At 43.2% G+C, this 21,472-nt stretch carries 19 protein-coding genes and 1 pseudogene; 3 read left to right on the top strand and 17 right to left on the bottom strand.

Annotated elements, in window-relative coordinates:
- Window positions 1-140 precede the first annotated feature (140 nt).
- Both mutS and miaE read left to right on the top strand, forming a co-directional pair.
- Window positions 141-2,696, top strand: coding sequence for a DNA mismatch repair protein MutS (gene mutS, locus BDD30_RS13595; protein ID WP_012776884.1), 2,556 nt, complete (start codon window positions 141-143; stop codon window positions 2,694-2,696).
- 4 nt (window positions 2,697-2,700) lie between these two features.
- Window positions 2,701-3,462, top strand: a complete 762-nt coding sequence (gene miaE / locus BDD30_RS13600; RefSeq protein ID WP_012776883.1) for a tRNA isopentenyl-2-thiomethyl-A-37 hydroxylase MiaE — start codon at window positions 2,701-2,703, stop codon at window positions 3,460-3,462.
- A 74-nt stretch (window positions 3,463-3,536) separates the two neighbouring features.
- Here miaE and BDD30_RS13605 read toward each other — a convergent pair whose 3' ends face one another.
- The 14 genes from BDD30_RS13605 to cysG all read right to left on the bottom strand — a co-directional run bounded on the left by BDD30_RS13605 (window position 3,537) and on the right by cysG (window position 16,326).
- Window positions 3,537-3,866: a zinc ribbon domain-containing protein gene (locus BDD30_RS13605; RefSeq protein WP_012776882.1), complete on the bottom strand. Its 330-nt coding sequence runs from the start codon at window positions 3,864-3,866 to the stop codon at window positions 3,537-3,539.
- Between the two features lie 9 nt (window positions 3,867-3,875).
- The gene (locus BDD30_RS13610; RefSeq protein ID WP_012776881.1) at window positions 3,876-4,583 is read right to left on the bottom strand and encodes a zinc ribbon domain-containing protein; all 708 of its coding nucleotides are present in this window, start codon (window positions 4,581-4,583) and stop codon (window positions 3,876-3,878) included.
- A gap of 1,015 nt (window positions 4,584-5,598) precedes the next feature.
- Entirely contained in the window at window positions 5,599-6,597 is a 999-nt protein-coding gene (gene rpoS, locus BDD30_RS13615; protein ID WP_012776880.1) for an RNA polymerase sigma factor RpoS, read from the bottom strand.
- A 51-nt stretch (window positions 6,598-6,648) separates the two neighbouring features.
- Entirely contained in the window at window positions 6,649-7,626 is a 978-nt protein-coding gene (nlpD, locus tag BDD30_RS13620) for a murein hydrolase activator NlpD (protein WP_041381556.1), read from the bottom strand.
- 168 nt (window positions 7,627-7,794) lie between these two features.
- Window positions 7,795-8,424: a protein-L-isoaspartate(D-aspartate) O-methyltransferase gene (locus BDD30_RS13625; protein ID WP_012776878.1), complete on the bottom strand. Its 630-nt coding sequence runs from the start codon at window positions 8,422-8,424 to the stop codon at window positions 7,795-7,797.
- On the bottom strand, window positions 8,418-9,182 hold the full coding sequence (gene surE, locus BDD30_RS13630; RefSeq protein WP_012776877.1) for a 5'/3'-nucleotidase SurE: 765 nt from the start codon (window positions 9,180-9,182) through the stop codon (window positions 8,418-8,420). The genes BDD30_RS13625 and surE overlap by 7 nt, the downstream gene beginning before the upstream one ends.
- A complete protein-coding gene (gene truD / locus BDD30_RS13635; RefSeq protein WP_041381554.1) occupies window positions 9,160-10,209 on the bottom strand; it encodes a tRNA pseudouridine(13) synthase TruD in 1,050 nt (349 codons plus the stop codon). The genes surE and truD overlap by 23 nt, the downstream gene beginning before the upstream one ends.
- A gap of 3 nt (window positions 10,210-10,212) precedes the next feature.
- A complete protein-coding gene (ispF, locus tag BDD30_RS13640) occupies window positions 10,213-10,686 on the bottom strand; it encodes a 2-C-methyl-D-erythritol 2,4-cyclodiphosphate synthase (RefSeq protein ID WP_012776875.1) in 474 nt (157 codons plus the stop codon).
- Window positions 10,687-10,698: 12 nt separating this feature from the next.
- Window positions 10,699-11,436, bottom strand: a complete 738-nt coding sequence (gene ispD / locus BDD30_RS13645) for a 2-C-methyl-D-erythritol 4-phosphate cytidylyltransferase (protein WP_012776874.1) — start codon at window positions 11,434-11,436, stop codon at window positions 10,699-10,701.
- A gap of 5 nt (window positions 11,437-11,441) precedes the next feature.
- Entirely contained in the window at window positions 11,442-11,762 is a 321-nt protein-coding gene (gene ftsB, locus BDD30_RS13650; RefSeq protein WP_012776873.1) for a cell division protein FtsB, read from the bottom strand.
- Between the two features lie 144 nt (window positions 11,763-11,906).
- Window positions 11,907-12,539, bottom strand: coding sequence for an adenylyl-sulfate kinase (gene cysC / locus BDD30_RS13655; RefSeq protein WP_012776872.1), 633 nt, complete (start codon window positions 12,537-12,539; stop codon window positions 11,907-11,909).
- A gap of 1 nt (window position 12,540) precedes the next feature.
- Window positions 12,541-13,983, bottom strand: a complete 1,443-nt coding sequence (cysN, locus tag BDD30_RS13660; protein WP_041381553.1) for a sulfate adenylyltransferase subunit CysN — start codon at window positions 13,981-13,983, stop codon at window positions 12,541-12,543.
- 11 nt (window positions 13,984-13,994) lie between these two features.
- A complete protein-coding gene (gene cysD / locus BDD30_RS13665; RefSeq protein ID WP_012776870.1) occupies window positions 13,995-14,903 on the bottom strand; it encodes a sulfate adenylyltransferase subunit CysD in 909 nt (302 codons plus the stop codon).
- Window positions 14,904-14,913: 10 nt separating this feature from the next.
- The gene (gene cysG, locus BDD30_RS13670) at window positions 14,914-16,326 is read right to left on the bottom strand and encodes a siroheme synthase CysG (protein ID WP_012776869.1); all 1,413 of its coding nucleotides are present in this window, start codon (window positions 16,324-16,326) and stop codon (window positions 14,914-14,916) included.
- 186 nt (window positions 16,327-16,512) lie between these two features.
- Between cysG and BDD30_RS13675 the strand changes: the two are divergent.
- A pseudogene (locus BDD30_RS13675) lies at window positions 16,513-16,825 on the top strand (type II toxin-antitoxin system HicB family antitoxin).
- Window positions 16,826-17,066: 241 nt separating this feature from the next.
- Here BDD30_RS13675 and BDD30_RS13680 read toward each other — a convergent pair.
- The 3 genes from BDD30_RS13680 to cysJ are packed head-to-tail and all read right to left on the bottom strand — an operon-like array spanning window position 17,067 to window position 21,330.
- A complete protein-coding gene (locus BDD30_RS13680; RefSeq protein ID WP_012776867.1) occupies window positions 17,067-17,801 on the bottom strand; it encodes a phosphoadenylyl-sulfate reductase in 735 nt (244 codons plus the stop codon).
- Window positions 17,798-19,528 (bottom strand): assimilatory sulfite reductase (NADPH) hemoprotein subunit, encoded by a 1,731-nt coding sequence (cysI, locus tag BDD30_RS13685; RefSeq protein WP_012776866.1) that lies wholly within the window; start codon window positions 19,526-19,528, stop codon window positions 17,798-17,800. The genes BDD30_RS13680 and cysI overlap by 4 nt, the downstream gene beginning before the upstream one ends.
- Entirely contained in the window at window positions 19,528-21,330 is a 1,803-nt protein-coding gene (cysJ, locus tag BDD30_RS13690) for an NADPH-dependent assimilatory sulfite reductase flavoprotein subunit (protein WP_012776865.1), read from the bottom strand. The genes cysI and cysJ overlap by 1 nt, the downstream gene beginning before the upstream one ends.
- Window positions 21,331-21,472 lie beyond the last annotated feature (142 nt).

A 21,472-nucleotide genomic window follows, 5' to 3' on the forward strand; every position in this document is an offset into this window, starting at 1 on the left:
ATTCAGATCCTTACAATTTAACCAGACCAAAATTACAACTCACTTTGCGAATTACTTCCAGATTTTACTTGTGTAAGTTTAAAGCTTGGTGCGATACCATAACGAAAGAATTGATTCACAAACTTAACTAAGACCACTGCATGATTAATACAGAAACTTTCGACACCCACACGCCCATGATGCAGCAGTATCTCCGTCTTAAAGCGCAGCATCCCGATATCCTGTTGTTCTACCGAATGGGAGATTTTTATGAGCTCTTTTATGACGATGCCAAAAAAGCAGCAAAACTCCTGGATATCTCGCTGACCAAACGAGGACAATCCGCCGGTAATCCGATTCCAATGGCAGGCGTGCCACATCATGCAGTAGAAAACTATCTGGCTAAATTGGTTCAATTGGGTGAGTCAGTCGCTATCTGTGAACAAATTGGTGATCCTGCCACCAGCAAAGGTCCTGTTGAACGTAAAGTCGTTCGCATTGTGACTCCTGGAACGGTGACAGATGAAGCTTTATTACAAGAACGGCAAGATAACCTGCTAGCAGCTATCTGGCACGATAATCAGGGATTTGGTTACGCCACTCTGGATGTCACTTCCGGTCGCTTCCAGATATCTGAAATGGCAGAACAGGAAACGATGGTCGCCGAATTGCAGCGTACCCGTCCCGTTGAATTACTCTATCCTGAAAGCTTTGAACATATGGCTCTGATTGAACATTGCCATGGTCTGCGCCGCCGTCCTTTATGGGAATTTGAACTGGATACCGCAAAACAGCAACTGAATCTGCAATTTGGTACCCGTGATCTGGTTGGTTTTGGTGTGGAAAAAACCGCACTTGCTCTGCGCGCCGCAGGCTGCTTATTGCAATATGTCAAAGATACTCAGCGCACAGCTCTGCCACATATCCGTGGCATTACGATGGAACGCCAGCAAGATACGGTTATTATGGATGCAGCAACCCGCCGTAATCTGGAACTGACACAAAACTTGTCTGGTAGTACAGATAATACTCTAGCTTCCGTTCTTGATCTGTGTGTTACCCCAATGGGTAGCCGAATGTTAAAACGTTGGTTGCATGCTCCTGTCAGAGATCGCCAGATATTAGAAAATCGTCAACAAGCTATCGCTACCTTGCAGGAAATTGGGTTGGAATTGCAGCCATTTTTGCTACAGGTAGGTGATCTCGAACGTGTGTTAGCACGTTTGGCTCTACGCTCTGCTCGGCCAAGGGATCTGGCAAGAATGCGCCACGCATTCCAGCAACTACCAGATATCCATCAAATTATGGACTCCTCAGATTCCCCCTATATCAAGCAATTGCAGAAAAATATCGGCAGGTTTGATGAATTACAGGAATTGCTTGAAAAAGCGATTGTAGAAATACCCCCAGTATTGGTTCGGGATGGTGGTGTAATCGCACCGGGTTATAACAGCGAACTGGACGAATGGCGCACACTGGCTGATGGTGCCAGTAACTATTTGGAACAACTGGAAATCCGCGAACGAGAAAAACTGGGTATTGACACTCTGAAAGTCGGCTTCAACGGTGTTCATGGCTACTATATTCAAGTCAGCCGAGGACAGAGCCATCTGGTGCCAATTCATTACGTCCGCCGCCAGACACTGAAAAACGCCGAGCGTTATATCATCCCTGAGCTAAAAGAATATGAAGATAAAGTTCTGACCTCCAAAGGGAAATCTCTGGCAATAGAGAAAGCGCTTTACGAAGAATTATTCGATCTATTACTGCCTCATTTGGCCAAATTACAAGCCAGCGCCGAAGCACTGGCTGAACTTGATGTATTGGCAAATCTGGCAGAACGCGCTGAGACCCTGAATTATGTTTGCCCAACATTGAGTGATAAACCAGGAATTCAAATCACCGGTGGGCGTCATCCGGTTGTTGAGCAAGTTCTGAGTGAACCATTTATCTCAAACCCGCTCTCTTTATCTTCACAGCGGCGTTTGCTGATTATTACCGGTCCAAATATGGGCGGAAAAAGTACCTACATGCGCCAAGCAGCATTGATTACACTTCTGGCTTACATCGGTAGCTTTGTACCTGCTGAGAAAGCTGTCATCGGCCCGGTTGATCGCATATTTACCCGAGTGGGTGCTTCCGATGATCTGGCATCTGGCCGTTCAACCTTTATGGTAGAAATGACAGAAACCGCAAATATTCTGCACAATGCAACAGAGCAAAGTCTGGTGTTAATGGATGAAATTGGCAGAGGCACATCGACCTACGATGGTCTTTCTCTGGCATGGGCATGTGCAGAAAATCTGGCGAACCGCATTAAAGCAATGACCTTATTTGCCACTCACTATTTTGAGTTGACTACGTTACCGGAAAAACTTGAAGGAGTGGTTAATATTCATCTGGATGCGGTAGAGCATGGAGATACTATTGCATTTATGCACAGCGTACAGGATGGTGCGGCAAGTAAGAGTTATGGGCTGGCAGTCGCCTCCCTCGCAGGAGTTCCCCGCGAAGTCATTAAACGGGCACGTCAGAAGCTTAAAGAGCTAGAATCTTTATCCAACCATGCAACCGCAAGCCATGTCGATACACCACAGCTTGCGTTGCTAACAGAAGAGATATCACCGGCAGTCGAAGCATTGGAAAATCTCAATCCAGACTCATTGACTCCGCGTCAAGCATTAGAATGGATCTATCGGCTAAAAGATATGGTGTAAGAACGTGTTTGACAAAAAACTCTTACAACCAATATACCGTTTTTTGCAATGTGAAACCCCGGATTTGTGGGTAGACAAAGCAAAACAGCCTGAAAATTTACCTGTGCTTCTACGGGATCATCTGTTATGCGAACTAAAAGCAGCACAGAGCGCTATGTATTTGATCCGAAAATATGCTTTAGATCAGCAAAGTGCGGATACACTTCTGGCATGGTTTAAGCCTTATGAAGATTTTGCTTATAAGAAGATTGGCGATCTTAATTCATTAAGAGGTCAAAATCAGGCTACCAAGCAGATCACCGCCAAAACGAATTCACCATATAGTCAAGATCTGATTGATAAAATGGTATTGCTGATTAAAGAAGAATTACATCACTTCTACCAAGTGCTAGAGATCATGGATGCACGTGATATCAGCTATGAAAGCATCAGCGCCAGCCGTTATGCCAAAGGCATGCTTAGCCATATCATCAACCACGAACCTTATACACTGGTAGATAAGCTGATTATCGGCGCTTATATCGAGGCGCGTTCTTGTGAACGTTTTGCCAAACTAGCTCCTCATCTGGATGAAGATCTGAGTAAATTTTATATCTCACTGCTTCGCTCTGAAGCACGTCATTACCAGGACTATCTTTCACTGGCACAATCTATTGCTAATAAAGATATTACTGAACGAGTTAATTATTTTGGTCGTGTTGAAGCTGAGTTGATTCAAAATCCAGATAGCGATTTTAAATTCCACAGTGGTATCCCTGTAATTTGAATATAGCAATGTCGCATTGATTAAAAAAAGGTGAGCTTATACTCACCTTTTTTAACTCAATCTGTTAAACCCAATTAAGCTTTCGGACGGGTAAGGAGCACAAATATCCCTAAAATGATATCCCCAACAAGCCAAATCCCCAGAATCATTGCAGCACCAAGTCCTGTACCAATAGCCGCACCAATCTGTTCAGCATTAGATAATTGATCCATATTTTCAGTAGCTGCATTCATGCCACCAATGAGCCAATAGGCCATGAGCAGATTAAACGCGATAAATACCCATTTAATGATCTTGCCAAAAAAGCTCCGTTTAGGCTTTCTCAATTGAACACCGCAAGTCGGGCATTTAATCGAAGTGTCGCTAACACTATTTGAACATTCAGGGCAATTTATTAATGCCATTTTTTATCCTTAATTAACAGTTCTCACCGAGAAAAATTTAAATAAAAATTCTGGATTTTTCATAGATCCATCAGTGGTCATGCTCTTTTCTTCGAAAGAGTCAATCGATGATGAGAAGAAATACCCGGAAAATTCGATTTTCTGGCCAACAGATAACGAAAAGAGCTCATCGTAAATAGCAGAGTCTTTTTCAATTAACGTACCCGAACGAATATCAGAAAATTCATTATTCCATGTTGCCAACTCAATATTTGGCGACACCTTTACTGACAAAATAGCTTTCCCGTCATTGTTGGTTCTTAGCTCGACTATCGTACCAATCCAAGAATTAACAGAATTTTGAGTAAATGCGTCAGCAAGTGCCTCTCTCCGCTGCTCCCTTAAAGATGACTTTTGGAGTTCGTTTTTTGCACTCGCATATTTATCCACGAAAGATGATACTATCCGGATAAATTCAGCCTGATCGGATGGTATAGTGACTTCATGTTTTTTTATTACAGTCTTAGTACCAGAAGCCGTATCCGATTGAAACTTTGCATCATCCTCATCCCAACCCACTATCATCTTAATCAATATTAAAATAGCGATGCACAAAACAAGAATTTTAATAAGATTTGTTTTTTTTATCTTTACACCGCATCCCGGACAAAATTTAGCTGTTTTACTAACATCTTTTCCGCAAGCTTTACATTTCTTAAAAAGACTATCGCTACTCACTTGCCCCCCAAGTCAACACACTATCATATGCAATCATTGCATTCTTTAATTGATTTACTTATTAATACTACTAAATACATTTGGCGTCTTATTTTTATAAGCGCAAATCAATGAGAAAATTTCAGATTATAGGTTTTCGCACACTTAAAACTAAGCTTTAGCATTTTCTATTCCAGTAAAAATGCCATATACCCATTTGTTCCTGCTGCTAAACAGTGATTTAAACTAATTCCGAATATACCCTTCATCTTTCAAGTTGCTGCTTTGTTGGCTGCGTTCACTTGCCGCCGCACTGCAACTCGAAATCTATTGGGTATATACCTCATTAGATTTTGTTTTTTGCATAGAATATATTCTCTTTTTCTAACAATAGAAGAGATACAAATACTTAAACAACACATTTTTCTCCGATAATTAAAAGCCAAATTACATAAAATCTGGTTTATAGTATAATAATTTATTGAAAATAACCCATCATTTGGCCATTAAACAATCAATCACCTTATGGAAAAATACCTGTATATCACAATCCAGTGTTAATATCTCTACAAACTATGTTGATTTCGCTGATATTCATTTACCTACAAAGCCCAAAGGCAACTGTCGTAGCTCTGTTTTTCCCAACACTAAGAATATCCTGCCGAGAATCTATCCCTACTTCTTTAAGTTAACAACTTATTCTATCTTTCACTCATAAAACCAGCCCTATATATTATCAGCAAAAATATATTTGTCATTAAATTTATTAATTCATGACAGATATGACCGATAAGTAAATTTTCTCAGAAACACGATCAATTGCTATAGCAGTCATCTCCCTCACCCAGGGAAAACGACTATAGCCTATGGCTAATAAAGTGATAAGAAATCCGTTTATAATTAGTGTAACCAATTCTCAATTAGAGATAATTTTGACTACAGAGTACTGAAGAGCTTAATAACAACACCGAGCGCCAACAACGCAAAAATACGGACAACAGCTCTTCAGTACCCAAGTAACTAAACTACTCAACCATTAAGTACGGAACAGCGCTTCAATATTCAAACCTTGGGTTTGCATAATATCTTTCAAACGTCGCAAACCTTCGACCTGAATCTGACGCACTCTTTCCCTTGTCAAACCGATCTCTTTACCCACATCTTCTAAAGTTTCCGCTTCATAGCCCAAGAGACCAAAACGACGCGCTAATACTTCACGTTGTTTCGAATTTAATTCAAACAACCATTTGACGATACTCTTTTTCATATCGTCTTCCTGTGTTGTTCCCTCCGGACCTGTTTCATTCTCATCTGATAAAACATCCAATAGCGCTTTATCAGAATCGCTACTAATAGGTGTATCAACCGAAATGATACGTTCATTCAATCGCAACATGCGGCTGACATCATCAACCGGTTTATCCAGTTGTTCTGCTATCTCTTCTGGACTGGGTTCATGATCTAATTTGTGGGCAAGTTCTCTTGCAGTACGCAAGTAGACATTAAGTTCTTTAACAATATGGATAGGCAACCGGATGGTACGGGTTTGATTCATAATAGCCCGTTCAATAGTCTGCCGAATCCACCATGTTGCATAGGTAGAAAACCTAAACCCACGTTCTGGGTCAAATTTCTCAACAGCACGGATAAGACCAAGATTACCTTCTTCGATCAAATCAAGAAGAGCTAAGCCTCTGTTACTGTAACGACGGGAGATTTTAACAACCAATCGCAAGTTACTTTCAATCATTCTCCGGCGGGCCAATACATCGCCACGTAATGCCCGCCTTGCGAAAAAAACCTCTTCTTCTGCCGTTAACAGAGGAGAAAAACCAATCTCTCCGAGATAAAGCTGTGTTGCATCAAGAACCCGCTGGTTCATACCTTGCAATACATCTAAGTCATTCTCAAGATCAGTTAGGTCATCCTCACCATTCTTCAACAATTTCTCATCGAAGTCGTCAGCTTCAATACCACTTTCATCTAAATCCGCATCATCATAAAACTCACTAACTTTCAGCGTATTTTGGCTCATAAGCTGCCCCTACCCGAGATAATGCAGGCAGAATTCAGCATTCTGCCCAGTTTATCGCTGCGGAAGATAACGCAGCGGGTTTACGGATTTTCCCTTGTAACGAATTTCAAAGTGTAATCTTACAGAGCTAGTACCGGTGCTACCCATAGTGGCAATTTTTTGCCCTGCTTTAATATCCTGTTGCTCACTAACCAGCATTGTATCGTTATGAGCATAGGCACTCAGGTAGTCATCGTTATGTTTTATAATTATCAGATTTCCATATCCACGTAAGGCATTTCCGGCGTAAACTACCCGACCACCTGCTGTCGCAAATACTGACTGACCACGACTACCTGCAATATCAACCCCTTTGTTACCCCCTTGGGTATCAGAGAAATTTTCAATCACTTTACCTTCAGCAGGCCACATCCAATTACTGACAGCACTATTTCCACTGCCTATGGTTGTCGTAGGTGATTTTACATACGTATTGTTTATTGTTGAGGTCGTTGCCTGTGGCAACATTTTTACACTCTTTTGTTTTCCGGAATTTGCAGGATACGCATTAGTTGATTGAGAATCAACCAGGGTTGTTTGAATTTGATTATGGTTATAAGTGGTTAACATCCCACGACTACCCGTCCTCAAAGTCTGCCCCACTGTTAGACTATAAGGCTCTGAAATATTATTTTTGCTCGCAAGATCACGAAAATCATTGCCCGTGATCCATGCGATATAAAACAGAGTATCACCATGTTTTACAGTGTAAGTATCGCCGTTATAACTACCTTTAGGAATACTGTCATAATTACGGTTATAAACTATTCCCCCTTGTGAACCATCACCAGTAACACTAATTGATGAAGGTGAAGATGCCATTGGTGTAGATATAGCAGAGCTGCCAGAAGATATTACCGGACGATGGATACTCCGACTTTGTTCCTGATCAACACTGGTGATAGGTGCTGGACGAGTTGGTGTATTTGCACAACCAACTAACCAGATTCCTACCAATGAACAAGCTACAATCCGCTGTATTTTTTTCATTGGGCTTCCTGAATTCATACTTCTTTCCCCCATAACGGCAAATATAAGCGTAAAAACCAATAATTCTCAAAGATCATACATAATCACAAAAATCGCAAAACAAAAATATTTCGCTTATTAAAGCAAATATAACCATTAATTGAAAAATAGTTGCAATAGGCTACGAAATTAAGCTAATTCCCCTTGCACAAGAGGAACAAAACGTACAGCTTCGATCACTTCGCTGTGAAAACCATTGCCATGACGTTTCACCGACTTAAGCAGCTGTGTATGCTCACCAACGGGCAAAACCATCACACCACCATCAGAAAGCTGGGACATAAGTTCCTGTGGGATATACGGAGGAGCTGCGGTCACAATGATAGCATCAAACAACCCACGCGATGGCCACCCTTGCCAACCATCTCCATGGCGGGTTGAAACATTATGCAAATCAAGTTGTTTCAATCTACGTTTAGCCTGCCACTGTAAACCTTTTATCCGCTCTACCGAGAAAACATGTTTAACCAAATGAGCTAATATTGCCGTCTGATAGCCAGAGCCGGTACCAATTTCCAGCACCTTAGCATCCGGTGTTAATTGAAGCAGTTCAGTCATGCGAGCAACAATATAAGGCTGAGAAATCGTTTGCCCGCAACCTATCGGTAAGGCGGTATTTTCATAAGCTTTATGAGCCAGTGCTTCATCGACAAAACGTTCTCTGGGTACAGCAGAAATAGCGGACAGTAAACGCTCATCTTTTACTCCCTGCTGGCGCAATTGTGTCAGCAAATTTTGCATTGCTCGACTACTCAGCATTCTCCATCAACCTCAGCTTTAACTAACCAATCTTTCACTAACTCCTGCGCTTTATACGCAGTCAGATCTACCTGCAATGGCGTAATAGATACATAGCCTTGCTCTACAGCCGCAAAATCTGTTTCCGGACCGGCGTCACGTTTATCTCCCGGCGGCCCCAACCAGTAAAGCATATTTCCTTTGGGATCTTGCATGGAATAGACTTCTTCCGCTGCATGACGACTACCACAACGTGTAACCCGAAAACCTTTAATTTGCTCAAGTGGCAGATCAGGAACATTCACATTCAGAATATTACCCGCTCTCAAAAACGTTGTTTGTAACATTTGTAACAAACGACACGTGATTTCTGCCGCTGTTTCATAATGTCGATCGCCATCGAGTGAAATAGCCAACGCAGGTAATCCCAAATGACGACCTTCCATCGCAGCAGCGACTGTGCCGGAATAAATCACATCATCCCCAAGGTTAGGACCTCGATTAATACCAGCGATAACGATTTCCGGACGTGGGAGAACCAGACGATTAACACCGAGATAAACACAATCTGTCGGTGTACCATCCAATACCGATATGTCGCCATTCTCCAGGGTATTAATTCTTAACGAACGATCAAGTGTCAATGCATTAGATGCGCCACTCCGGTTACGATCTGGAGCAACAACTTGAACATAATAATTTTCCTGCAATGCTGCCGCTAAAACCTGAATTCCTGGTGCAGTGACACCATCATCATTACTCAATAATATTCGTAACATCATTTTGATCCTGATTGATAATTTCCCTGACCACACTGGTAGCAAAACTACCAGCAGGTAACCAGAAACTGATTTTTACGGTGGCATTATCCAACCATTCCCAACTCAGGTTCTGAGGTTGCACCAGTATGGCCCTGCGGGAACAATCCACTCTTTCACGCTTAATGAGTTCCCACAATGACTCATAAGGCTGCAAATACTGCCGTTCAAAATCCGCAGACTGATGCTGTGTTCCTAATTCACCATCGCCAGGCAACGGAGCCGTTATCTGTAGTTCACCGTCAATGACCCGCTGTTGCAATGCGGGCAACTCGGCTTCGCTAGCCACAAACCAACTGCCTCGTCCTGTCAATTGTAAAGCGTCACCATTAATCACTTGCTGTTGCTGACTCCGAGCAATCCGCGCACTGGCCACCGTATTAAACATAGCACTGCGGCTGGCTGAAAGATAAAAACTACGTTTATTTCTCTCTCTTACACGGATTTCATTATTTGCCCAACGCTGTGCTTGAACCAGATTTTGTCCATCTCGCCCAAAACGCTGTTCGCCAAAATAATTAGGCACTCCGCCTTGCTGAATCAGTTGTAATCTATTTTCAACAAACGGGTGATGACTGATTTCCCGTAAAATCAGCGTGAATGAATTTCCTTTTAGTGCCCCAATGCGGAGTTTACGTTTCTGACGCTCTGTCGCCAGAACTTCACATCCTTCAAGCTGAAACGAGGTAAAATCAGGGTCTTGTTTACCCGGTAGGTGTAAGCAAAACCACTGTTCTGTCACTGCATGACGGTCTTTTAAACCCGCATAGCTAACCGATTTAGAAGATACTCCAGCAAAACGAGCGAGGCTATCTGCAACAAATTGAGTGTTGCAACCGGTTTTACGGATATGCACCATCAAGTGCTCTCCTTCCCCGTCAGGAGAAAACCCCAAATCTTCACACACAATAAAATCTTCTGGCGAAGCTTTTAATATTCCGGTTGCTTCCGGTTGTCCATACAGCCAGTTTAATTCAGCCAATACCATCAATTATTCCTTAACCAGCAAAGCAACCGCTTCGCAAGCAATACCTTCTTTACGCCCAATAAACCCCAATTTTTCAGTGGTTGTAGCCTTTACATTGATATCATCAATGTGGCATTGCAGATCTTCAGCCAGATTGACTCTCATTTGCGGAACATGCGGCAACATTTTTGGTGCTTGTGCAATAATTGTGATATCCAGATTACCAATCCGGTAACCCTTTTCCCTAATACGGCGGTAGGCTTCACGCAATAACTTACGGCTATCTACCCCCTTAAGTGTGGGATCAGTATCTGGAAACAATTTCCCGATATCTCCCAACGCAGCAGCGCCTAACAAGGCATCTGTTGCCGCATGGAGCGCAACATCACCATCAGAGTGCGCCAGTAGTCCTTGCTCATAAGGGATACGGACACCACCGATAATAATCGGCCCTTCACCACCAAATTTATGCACATCGAAACCATGTCCAATTCTCATGATGCCTGTTCCTTACTTTTTTCTAGACAGATAAAATTCTGCCAATGCCAAATCTTCAGGGAGCGTGACTTTTATATTATCCGAACGCCCGTTAACCAATATTGGTTGATAACCACAATATTCCAATGCAGAAGCTTCATCAGTGATGTTGACATGTTGTGAAAGCGCTTTTGACAAGCAGTCCCTCAGTAACATCAATGGAAAAAGCTGCGGTGTCAGTGCATGCCAAAGATCTTGACGCTCTACCGTATGGTCAATAATTTCCTGGCCAGTCCGACTACGCTTCATCGTATCGCGGACCGGAGATGCCAAAATACCACCACATGTCATATTTCCCTGTTCACCTGATTCTGTCAGTTGTAGCAAACGTTCAAGATCATCACGGTGTAAACAAGGACGAGCTGCATCATGAACCAAAACCCAGTAATGATTGTGTTCGGCCAAATGCGCCAGATAATTTAAACCTGCCAATACAGAATCTGCACGCTGTTCACCACCGGTTACCGTAGTAATGCGTGGATCTGAAGCAACTTCAAGGAATTGAAACTGAGTGTCAACAGGATTTAAAACAACCACAACGCGCTGAATACGGGGGTGATCAAGTAATGCAGCTAAGGTATGTTCAATAACAGTTTTTCCCACAATAGACAGATATTGCTTTGGGCAATCCGAACTCATTCGGCTACCAATACCTGCTGCCGGGATCAAAGCAATAACATCAGCACAGGAATGAAATAATAGATTGTTCATTTTGATTATTGAGTATTATTAGGTGTCGAGGGGTGTGGAGTGTTTTCTTTGGATTTATCAGCGACTAAACGATAGAAGGTTTCACCAGGTTTTACCATACCCAGTACACTACGCGCTCGTTCTTCAATGGCTTCCTGCCCACCATAGAGATCATTAATTTCCGCCGATAGCTGCTCATTGCGCACTTTAAGTTTGCTGTTCTTGAACTCTTGCACAGCAACATCATTCTTAACCTGCGCATAATCATGAATACCATTTTTGCCAAGCCACAGCGAATACTGCAACCATCCGAGTAAAACCAATAATAGCAGCGTTAGCTTACCCATTTCCGCCCCCTGAAATATCCGTCAATCATCCCATAACTCAAAGAATGACGCTACTACCACAAAACATGATAGGGGAAAAAATAGTTGAATGAAGCCATTGCATAAGCACATCATAGAAGTTTTATAATGTGCCTTATATAAATGTTATACCGGATTAGTTGCTAAACGTATAATTCCGCCTTTTTCCAGTTCCATCAGCAACTGTTCCACCGATGCTTCAACGGGTTGCTGGCCTGAAAGATAAATTTCCGGGTTATCAGGAATCTCATAGACTGAATCAATCCCCGTAAAATGACGAATTTCACCCGCGCGGGCTTTTTTATATAGCCCTTTAGGATCACGGGATTCGCAGATTTCCAACGGTGTATCAACAAAAACTTCAATAAATTTCCCCGGCTCCAGTAGTCCACGAACCTTTTGCCTCTCTGCTTTATGAGGGGAAATAAAAGCAGTCAGCACGATTAAACCCGCATCCACCATCAGATTGGCAACTTCACCCACACGACGGATATTTTCCTGCCTGTCCTGTTCAGAAAATCCCAAATCACTACAAAGGCCATGACGCAGATTATCGCCATCAAGCAGATAAGTTTTTATTCCTCGTTGAAACAGTGCCTGTTCCAAAGCACCGGCCACCGTGGATTTCCCAGAACCGGATAAACCTGTGAACCAAATAACCAGTGCAGGATGTCCATTTTCAGCTTCCCGCTGCGCTCTGGTCAGTTGATGCGCATGCCAGACCACATTTCCCGGTGCCAAACTTTCAATTTCAGCCAATTTATTTACCTCCCAGTAAATCTCTGGCTCCCCAGTGCGGGAAATGACGACGAATTAACCTGTTTAATTCCAGTTCAAATTCGCTAAATTCTTTTGGTCCTTCATAAACATCTGTCTGAATTTCTCGTACCAAACCCGCACCAACAGTAACATTAGTCAATCGATCAATAAAAATAATGCCGCCAGTATCACTATTTTGCTGATAGCTATCGAGCATTAATGGTTCTTCAAAAGAAAATTCTACCAATCCAATCGCGTTCAAAGGCAAATCAACAGTAACCCGTTGTGTCAGGCTAGTGATATCCACTTGATACTGAATATTCTCAACTTTTCCGCGACTTTTTTTACCTGCCACTTTGATATCAAGATTCTGCCCCTGCACCAACGGCTGTTCAGACATCCACACCACATCCACCAACGCATGCCGAGTAACAACCATCTCATCATCAGCAGAAATTAGGAGATCTCCCCGGCTGATATCGACTTCATCTTGCAGTACCACGGTGATTGCTTCACCAGGCACCGCAAAATCCAAATCGCCATTGAAAGTCACGATCCTCTCCACTTGAGAGCTCACACCAGACGGCATGACTTTAATTTTCTGTCCCTTACGTAAAACACCAGATGAGAGAGTGCCACTGTAACCACGAAAATCGAGATTAGGTCGGCTGACATATTGTATCGGAAAACGTAATAATTGCTTCGATGCTTCTTTCTTCACATCTACTGTTTCAAGAATATCCAACAATGTTGACCCTTCATACCAAGCCATATTGGTACTTCTGGTAACAATATTATCGCCATCCAGTGCAGAAATCGGAACAAAATGAACAGCCAAATCTATCGGCAATTGAGCGGCGAAGTTCATATAATCCTGTTTAATATGATCAAAAACTTCCTGACGGTACTCCATTAGATCCATTTTATTCACAGCAACCACTAAATGGCGAATCCCCAGTAATGTACTGATAAAACTGTGACGACGGGTCTGCTCCTGAACACCTTTACGGGCATCAATTAACAGAATAGAGAGATCACAAGTCGATGCGCCAGTCGCCATATTGCGGGTGTACTGCTCATGACCCGGTGTATCAGCAATAATAAATTTGCGTTTTTCTGTTGAGAAGTAACGATAAGCGACATCAATGGTAATACCCTGTTCGCGCTCTGCAGCAAGACCATCCACCAGCAAAGCCAAATCCAATTTTTCACCCTGAGTACCGATCCGTTTACTGTCATTTTGCAAGGTTGAAAGCTGATCTTCGTAGATCTGACGGGTATCATGCAACAGACGTCCGATCAGCGTACTTTTACCATCGTCCACGCTGCCACAGGTCAAGAAACGCAGTAATCCCTTATCCTGTTGAGCACGCAGATAAGCCTCTACACCACCCTGTTGTTTAATTTGATGAACAATAGCTTCATTTTGTGCGAGTGCTGACATGGTTGTTCTCCTTAGAAATAACCCTGACGTTTTTTCAGTTCCATAGAAGCAGATTGATCACTGTCAATCAGCCGCCCTTGCCGCTCACTTGTCGTAGATATCAGCATTTCTTCAATAATTTCGGGTAGCGTTTCAGCATCGGATTTCACCGCGCCTGTTAGCGGCCAGCAACCAAGTGTACGGAATCGCACTTTACGTTGGCTGATAACTTCGCCAGGTTTCAGATCGATCCGGTCGTCATCAACCATAATCAGTGTGCCATCACGCTCCAGTATCGGACGCGGCTTGGCAAAATAGAGAGGAACGATATCTACTTGCTCCAAATAGATATATTGCCAAACATCCAGTTCAGTCCAGTTAGAAAGCGGGAATACACGAATGCTTTCACCTTTGTTAATCTGGCCGTTGTAATTACGCCACAATTCAGGGCGCTGGTTTTTAGGGTCCCAGCGATGCGAACGATCACGAAATGAATAAATACGCTCTTTGGCGCGCGATTTCTCTTCATCACGACGCGCACCACCAAAAGCCGCATCAAAACCATATTTATCCAATGCCTGCTTCAATCCTTCCGTTTTCATGATGTCAGTATGTTTGGCACTGCCATGAATAAATGGGTTTATTCCCATCGCCTCCCCTTGCGGATTGCGATACACCAATAGTTCAAATCCATAATTCTTGGCGGTACGATCACGGAACTCGTACATTTCACGAAATTTCCAGCCTGTATCTACATGCAATAAAGGAAATGGCAATGTTCCCGGATAGAACGCCTTACGCGCAAGATGAAGCATGACTGAAGAATCTTTACCAATGGAGTAAAGCATCACCGGATTTTCAAACTCCGCAGCCACTTCCCGCATAATATGGATACTTTCAGCTTCAAGCTGCTGCAAATGTGTCAATCTTTTCTCGTCCATTACGGCTCCCTTATGCAAAATCGACTATTGCCGGACGGCTTACCGTGGCAATAGGTTGTTGCCCGAACCAGGCTATCTGATGATGGAGTTGAGCAACTTCTCCCACTACCAGTAAGGCCGGTGACGGTGCCTGATGTGCTAACTGTTCCAGTTCGAGCAAAGTGCCTGTCAATACTTGCTGTTCTGGGCGAGTACCACAACCAATGACGGCTACGGGTGTATCTTCCGCTCGCCCATGTAAAATAAGTTGGTGACTTATCAAGGCGGCTTTTACCGTTCCCATATAAATCACCAATGTCTGATGACCTCTGGCCAAAGCTTGCCAATCCAACTCATGACCATTTTCTCGGCAATGACCGGTAATAAAAGTGATACTCTGCGAATGTTCCCGGTGAGTTAGCGGAATTCCGGCATACGCCGTCGCTCCAATAGCGGCAGTAATTCCCGGTATAACCTGAAAAGGAATACCTACTAATGCTGCAACTTGTAACTCTTCTCCCCCGCGACCAAAAATAAAGGGATCACCACCTTTAAGACGAACTACTTTTTTCCCTTGTCTGGCAAATTTCACTATTAACCGGTTAGTTTCCGCCTGAGAAACAGAGTGATTACCCGCTCTTTTACCAACGCAAATTTTATCTGCATCACGACGAACCAGATCCAGTACATCTCTACTGACCAAATGATCATAAAGCACCACATCAGCCTGCTGAATAACTTGTAATCCCTTTAACGTCAGTAATCCCGGATCACCTGGGCCCGCCCCAACTAAAGCCAGTTCTCCCTGTGAATCAGGCTGTTCCAGTTGTTGTTCAAGCTGTTTTTCCGCCTGTTGAATCTGACCGTTTGCAACCAACATTGCGAAACGTCCATTGAAAACCTGTTCCCAAAAAGAGCGACGCTGACGCATGGAAGTGAATCGCTGTTTTACGCGTTCACGCCAATTCCCAGCAATTTTAGCCATCGTACCAAGACTGGAAGGCAGTAATGCTTCCAGTTTTTCTCGGATTAAACGTGCTAATACCGGTGCTTTTCCGGCTGATGAAATCGCCACCAGAACGGGCGAGCGGTCAATTATTGATGGAAAAATAAATGAGCAATGAGACTGATCATCAACCACATTGACCAAAATACCGCGCTTATCAGCCTCGGCAAAGACCCAATGATTAAGAGCGTGGTTATCAGTCGCGGCAATCACTAAAAAGATGCCATCAAGATATTCAGGCTGGCATTCTCTCTTATCCCATTCCAACTCACCAGCTTGATAACGCTGTTGTAATTCTGAGCACAATTCAGGGGCTACAACCTGTAATAATGCACCTGCCCGTAGTAGTAGAGTGGCTTTACGTGCCGCCACCTCTCCTCCACCGACAAGTAATACAAGTCGCCCTTTCAGCTCAACAAATATCGGTAAGTAATCCACAATTGCCCTTGATATCCAGTGAAATATTTATAAGTACTGAAACTGTTTCGAATGAATATATGAGTCGGTGGTAAAGTTACAAAATGACAAAAAGGAATTTTATGTTCTGTAATGGAATATAGGTGACTTCGTCGAAATAGTTTTTCATGAGATTGCATGAGGATAAAGATGAAAGTACAAAATATAATGGTAGTAGCTGGGCTACCGGCTGTTATTAGTTACGAGCCGGAAATCGGCATGTTCAGGGGTAAATTTTTAGGGCTGTCTGGTTATTGTGATTTTATCTCTGATAGTATTCAGGGATTGCAAGATGAGGGTGAAATATCTCTACATGAATATCTTGAAGATTGCAGCGCATCAGGTATTGAACCTTATGCAGGGCAGGAAAAGCTACTCCAAATCACTTGAGGAGCGATTGCATTGTGCAACAACTGAACATCAAATTTCGGTGAACGCGTTTATCATTGAAACGTTAAATGAGCGAATGAAACACGCGTAAGAGCCCATTGAATAAAGGATTAAATTGTTTTTCAGACTATTTATACCCTATGGATTTCAAGATGCATCGCGACGGCAAGGGAGCGAATCCCCGGGAGCATAGATAACTATGTGACCGGGTGAGTGAGTGCAGACAACAAAGAGGCAACTTGAAAGATAACGGGTATATATTAATCATCACCCTCGCCCTAAAACAAGGCTAGGGTTTTATCATTATTCCCACTCAGGAAATACTGGTTTTTTTAATTCTCATGTAACCCACATTCTCGCTTCAAGCCAAAAAAACGGGTTTGTTCTTCACTCATGCCCGGTTCCCATTTTTGGGTTGTATGGATGTCACCAACAGAGAGATAACCTTGTTCCCATAATGGATGATATTCCAAGCCATGCTTTGTCAGATATTGATGCACACGCCGGTTATCCCAGTCAATAATTGGTAGAATCTTAAATACTCCACGCTGTACAGCCAGAACCGGTAATTTTGATCGACTTTCAGATTGCTGACGGCGCAACCCCGCAAACCAACTTTGCGCATTCAAATTTTTCAAAGCGCGATTCATTGGCTCAACTTTATTAATCTGATTGTAACGTTCTATTCCTTCTACACCTTGTTGCCACAATTTTCCATAACGAGCTTCTTGCCAGGCTGGAGAATATTCAGCACTGAATACTTGCAGATTCAGTTTCAGCTGCGTTGTGAGTTTATCGATGAATTGATAAGTTTCAGGGAACAAATAGCCGGTATCAGTAAGAATGACCGGAATATCCGGGTATTCCTGTGTCACTAAATGAAGACATACCGCCGCCTGAATACCAAAGCTGGAGGAAAGAACAAACTCCCCCGGCAAATTTTCCAGTGCCCAGTTTACCCGCTGGGGAGCATCCATCATTTCAAGTCGTTGATTGATTTCCGCCAATGATTGCTCTTGCTGTTCAGCCGTCATACCAACAAACCGAGATAAGCTGAATTGGCTCATATCGCCTCCTGCCAATCGTAGAAATCGCGGGCTGAATCCAGTACTGGCTTAATAATATCCGTGCGGATCAGGAAATCGCCAAAGCCTTCATTTGGCTGCCGACCTATAGCCCAGCGTCCGATAAGTTCATCCATGATGGATAAGATCTCTTCCGAACTGATATTCTCTTTATACATGCGTGGAATACGGGTACCGATCCGATTACCACCAAGATAGAGGTTATAACGATCAAGCGCTTTACCCACCAACCCCACTTCCGCCAACATAGCTCTGCCACAGCCATTGGGACAGCCTGTCACCCGTAAAACAATATGTTCATCACCAATACCATGTTTATTCATTAACTGTTCAACGTAGGTAACAAACTCCGGTAAGAAACGTTCAGCTTCAGCCATTGCCAACGGACAAGTTGGGAAAGAGACACAAGCCATTGAGTTTTCACGCTGAAGAGTGGTTTTATCATCAATCAACCCATGTCCACGAGCGATAGATTCAATTCGTTGCTTATCACTTTCAGGAATACCCGCAATAATTAAGTTCTGATTGGCAGTCAGACGAAAATCCCCTTTGTGAATTTTTGCAATTTCAGCAATGCCACTTTTCAACGGTCTACCGGGGTAGTCTAAAAGGCGCCCATTCTCAATAAACAGTGTTAAATGCCATTTATCATCGATTCCTTTTAACCAACCGATTCGATCACCACGACCAGTAAATTCATAAGGCCGAATTGCTTCAAATTTCACACCAGCGCGTTTCTCCACCTCTTCCTTAAAGGCGTCAATACCAACTCGTTCCAACGTATATTTGGTTTTGGCATTTTTACGCTCAGTCCGGTTACCCCAATCACGCTGAGTTGTCACCACAGCTTCAGCAATCGCCAATGTATGCTCAAGCGGAATATAACCAAACTCACTCGCCAAACGCGGATAGGTATTTCTATCGCCGTGAGTCATTGCCAAACCACCACCTACCAACACATTAAAACCAATCAACCTGCCACCTTCTGAAATGGCAACAAAATTCAGATCGTTGGCATGTAGATCAACATCATTCTGTGGAGGGATAACTACCGTTGTTTTGAACTTACGCGGTAAATAAGTCGGTCCAAGAATCGGCTCTTCATCGGTCGTTGCGACTTTTTCTTTATCCAACCAGAGTTCAGCATAAGCACGAGTACGTGGCAGCAGGTGTTCTGAGATTTTTTTTGCCCATTCGTAGGCTTGCTGATGCAACTCCGATTGAACCGGGTTTGAGGTACAAAGCACATTTCGGTTAACATCATTCGCTGTCGCAAGCGAATCCAAACCAACCTGATTCAGCAACTGATGCGCAGGTTTTACATTTCCTTTCAAAATGCCATGAAATTGAAATGTCTGGCGATTAGTCAACCGAATACTGCCATAAAGGGTATTCTCCTCAGCAAACTTATCAATGCCCAGCCATTGCTGTGGCGTAATAACTCCACCAGGCAGACGGCAACGCAACATCATTGCATGACGTGGTTCCAGCTTTTGCTCTGCTCGTTCGGCACGGATATCACGATCATCCTGCTGATACATGCCATGAAAACGAATCAACAGGAAATTGTCCCCTTCAAAGCCCCCCGTCAAGCCATTAGTTAAATCTTCGCTGATCGTACCTCGCAAGAAATGGCTCTCTCGCTTCATACGCTCACTGTCAGCCAGTTTACCTTCGACAATCAAAGGACCATGTTGCTTATTGTTCATTAGTACACATCCCTCTGATAACGGCGCTCAAGGCGCAGTTCACTTAAAAATTCATCTGCCTGTTCGGTATCCATGCCACCATGCTCAGAAACGATATCTAACAACGCATGTTCCACATCTTTAGCCATGCGGTTTGCATCACCACACACATACAGATGTGCCCCCTCCTTTATCCAACGCCACACTTCTTCACCTTGCTCACGCAACTTGTCCTGAACATAAACTTTATGCTGCTGATCACGGGACCATGCCAGATCAATGCGGGTTAACAGACCATCTTTTACATAACGTTGCCATTCCACTTGATAGAGAAAATCTTCAGTAAAATGTGGATTACCAAAGAACAGCCAATTTTTCCCTTCAGCACCATCAGCCTCTCTTTGCTGCATAAATGCCCGGAATGGTGCAATCCCAGTCCCCGGTCCAATCATGATGACAGGCGTTTGTGGATCGGTCGGCAAACGAAAATTATCGTTATGCTCAATAAAAATACGAATATCATCCTCTTCCGATAAACGATCAGCTAAGTAGCCGGACGCCCCGCCAGTACGAGCTCGCCCATCAATTTCATAACGAACAACACCTACTGTAATATGAACTTCATTTTCTACTTCAGCCTGAGAGGACGAAATTGAATATAGCCTCGGTGTCAGAGGTCTCAATAAATCAATAAATTGCTGTGCTTCGGGCTGAGAAGCTGCTTCTCTTATCATATCGGCGATAGGTTTATTATTGGCGTATTGCTGTAATGCCTGCTTATCGGCAACCAAAGAAAGTAACTTCTCATCTTTCGCCAGAACAGCGTATTTTTCTACAATCACACTGGTATTTTGCGTGAGTTCAACATGGCTGAGCAGTGCTTCCCTTAATGATAATTTCTGACCATTAACTTCAACTTGTTCCGTTCCCTTCAACCAAAGCAGATTCAATACTTCATCCACTAGATCTGGATCATTTTCAAACCAGACACCCAAAGCATCACCTGGCTGATAGCGTAGACCTGAATCTCCCAGATCAATTTCAATATGGCGAACATCTTTATCAGAACCACGCCCAGTTATTTTCTGACCAGTTGATAAGGTAGCGGTCAATGGTGCTTGTTTAGTATAAGGGGATGAGAAAACTTCATTTACCGAGTCGCTCTGTGTAGAAACAATCACAGTGTCTGTCTGAGCAGGAATACGCTGTTTCAAGATTTCAGTTAATTGCTTACGCCATTGAGTTGCAGCTTCCTGATATTCCACATCGCCATCTACACGATCCAGCAACCGTTGAGCACCCAGTTCACTCAGACGGTTATCGAAATCTTTTCCTGCCTGGCAGAATTTCTCATAAGAAGTATCACCCAGACTAAAAACCGCAAATACAGTATTACTCAGATTTGGTGCTTTTTTAGAATGAAGATATTTATATAGTGCAACCGCTTCTTCAGCAGGTTCTCCTTCCCCTTGAGTAGAAGCGATAATTATCAATACCTTCTCTTGAGCAATTTGCTTAAATTTATAATCACCGGCGTTGACCAGATTAACCTTGAGTTTTTCTGCCAGCAAAGCATCACGCAGTTGCTCAGCTAGACGACGAGCATTACCTGTCTGTGAGGCTGAAATTAATGTAATCGCCTCTTGTACCGGGGCTGCCGAAATCACAGCCTGAGGCTGCGGTTGTTGATTCACCATTCCCCAAAAATAACCAGACAGCCAAGCTAACTGATTTGGAGAAAAATCCCCAATTGCCGATTGCAAACGCGCTAACTGTTCAGGCGAAACGGGAAGAAGTGAAATTGAAGGTGGTTTTATGCTCATTATCCTGTACTGCCCTTTACGATTACCAGTGTCCGTTATTTTTAGTAAAGAAAATAAATAGGGATAGTTAGTAAGGTTATCTCAGCAACTTGTCACTAATTAAAGAAACTATCGCAATATCAAATAACCAAAACGCCTAACC

It is taken from the genome of Photorhabdus asymbiotica (genome assembly GCF_003634575.1).
Classification (GTDB): Bacteria; Pseudomonadota; Gammaproteobacteria; order Enterobacterales; family Enterobacteriaceae; genus Photorhabdus; species Photorhabdus asymbiotica.

Excerpts from the sequence above, each read along its gene's own strand:
- mutS (WP_012776884.1), top strand. The coding sequence starts at position 141 with ATGATTAATACAGAAACTTTCGACACCCACACGCCCATGATGCAGCAG.
- BDD30_RS13605 (WP_012776882.1), bottom strand. The coding sequence starts at position 3,866 with ATGGCATTAATAAATTGCCCTGAATGTTCAAATAGTGTTAGCGACACT.
- rpoS (WP_012776880.1), bottom strand. The coding sequence starts at position 6,597 with ATGAGCCAAAATACGCTGAAAGTTAGTGAGTTTTATGATGATGCGGAT.
- nlpD (WP_041381556.1), bottom strand. The coding sequence starts at position 7,626 with ATGAAAAAAATACAGCGGATTGTAGCTTGTTCATTGGTAGGAATCTGG.
- BDD30_RS13625 (WP_012776878.1), bottom strand. The coding sequence starts at position 8,424 with ATGCTGAGTAGTCGAGCAATGCAAAATTTGCTGACACAATTGCGCCAG.
- surE (WP_012776877.1), bottom strand. The coding sequence starts at position 9,182 with ATGTTACGAATATTATTGAGTAATGATGATGGTGTCACTGCACCAGGA.
- truD (WP_041381554.1), bottom strand. The coding sequence starts at position 10,209 with ATGGTATTGGCTGAATTAAACTGGCTGTATGGACAACCGGAAGCAACC.
- ispF (WP_012776875.1), bottom strand. The coding sequence starts at position 10,686 with ATGAGAATTGGACATGGTTTCGATGTGCATAAATTTGGTGGTGAAGGG.
- ispD (WP_012776874.1), bottom strand. The coding sequence starts at position 11,436 with ATGAACAATCTATTATTTCATTCCTGTGCTGATGTTATTGCTTTGATC.
- ftsB (WP_012776873.1), bottom strand. The coding sequence starts at position 11,762 with ATGGGTAAGCTAACGCTGCTATTATTGGTTTTACTCGGATGGTTGCAG.
- cysN (WP_041381553.1), bottom strand. The coding sequence starts at position 13,983 with ATGTCAGCACTCGCACAAAATGAAGCTATTGTTCATCAAATTAAACAA.
- cysD (WP_012776870.1), bottom strand. The coding sequence starts at position 14,903 with ATGGACGAGAAAAGATTGACACATTTGCAGCAGCTTGAAGCTGAAAGT.
- BDD30_RS13680 (WP_012776867.1), bottom strand. The coding sequence starts at position 17,801 with ATGAGCCAATTCAGCTTATCTCGGTTTGTTGGTATGACGGCTGAACAG.
- cysI (WP_012776866.1), bottom strand. The coding sequence starts at position 19,528 with ATGAACAATAAGCAACATGGTCCTTTGATTGTCGAAGGTAAACTGGCT.
- cysJ (WP_012776865.1), bottom strand. The coding sequence starts at position 21,330 with ATGAGCATAAAACCACCTTCAATTTCACTTCTTCCCGTTTCGCCTGAA.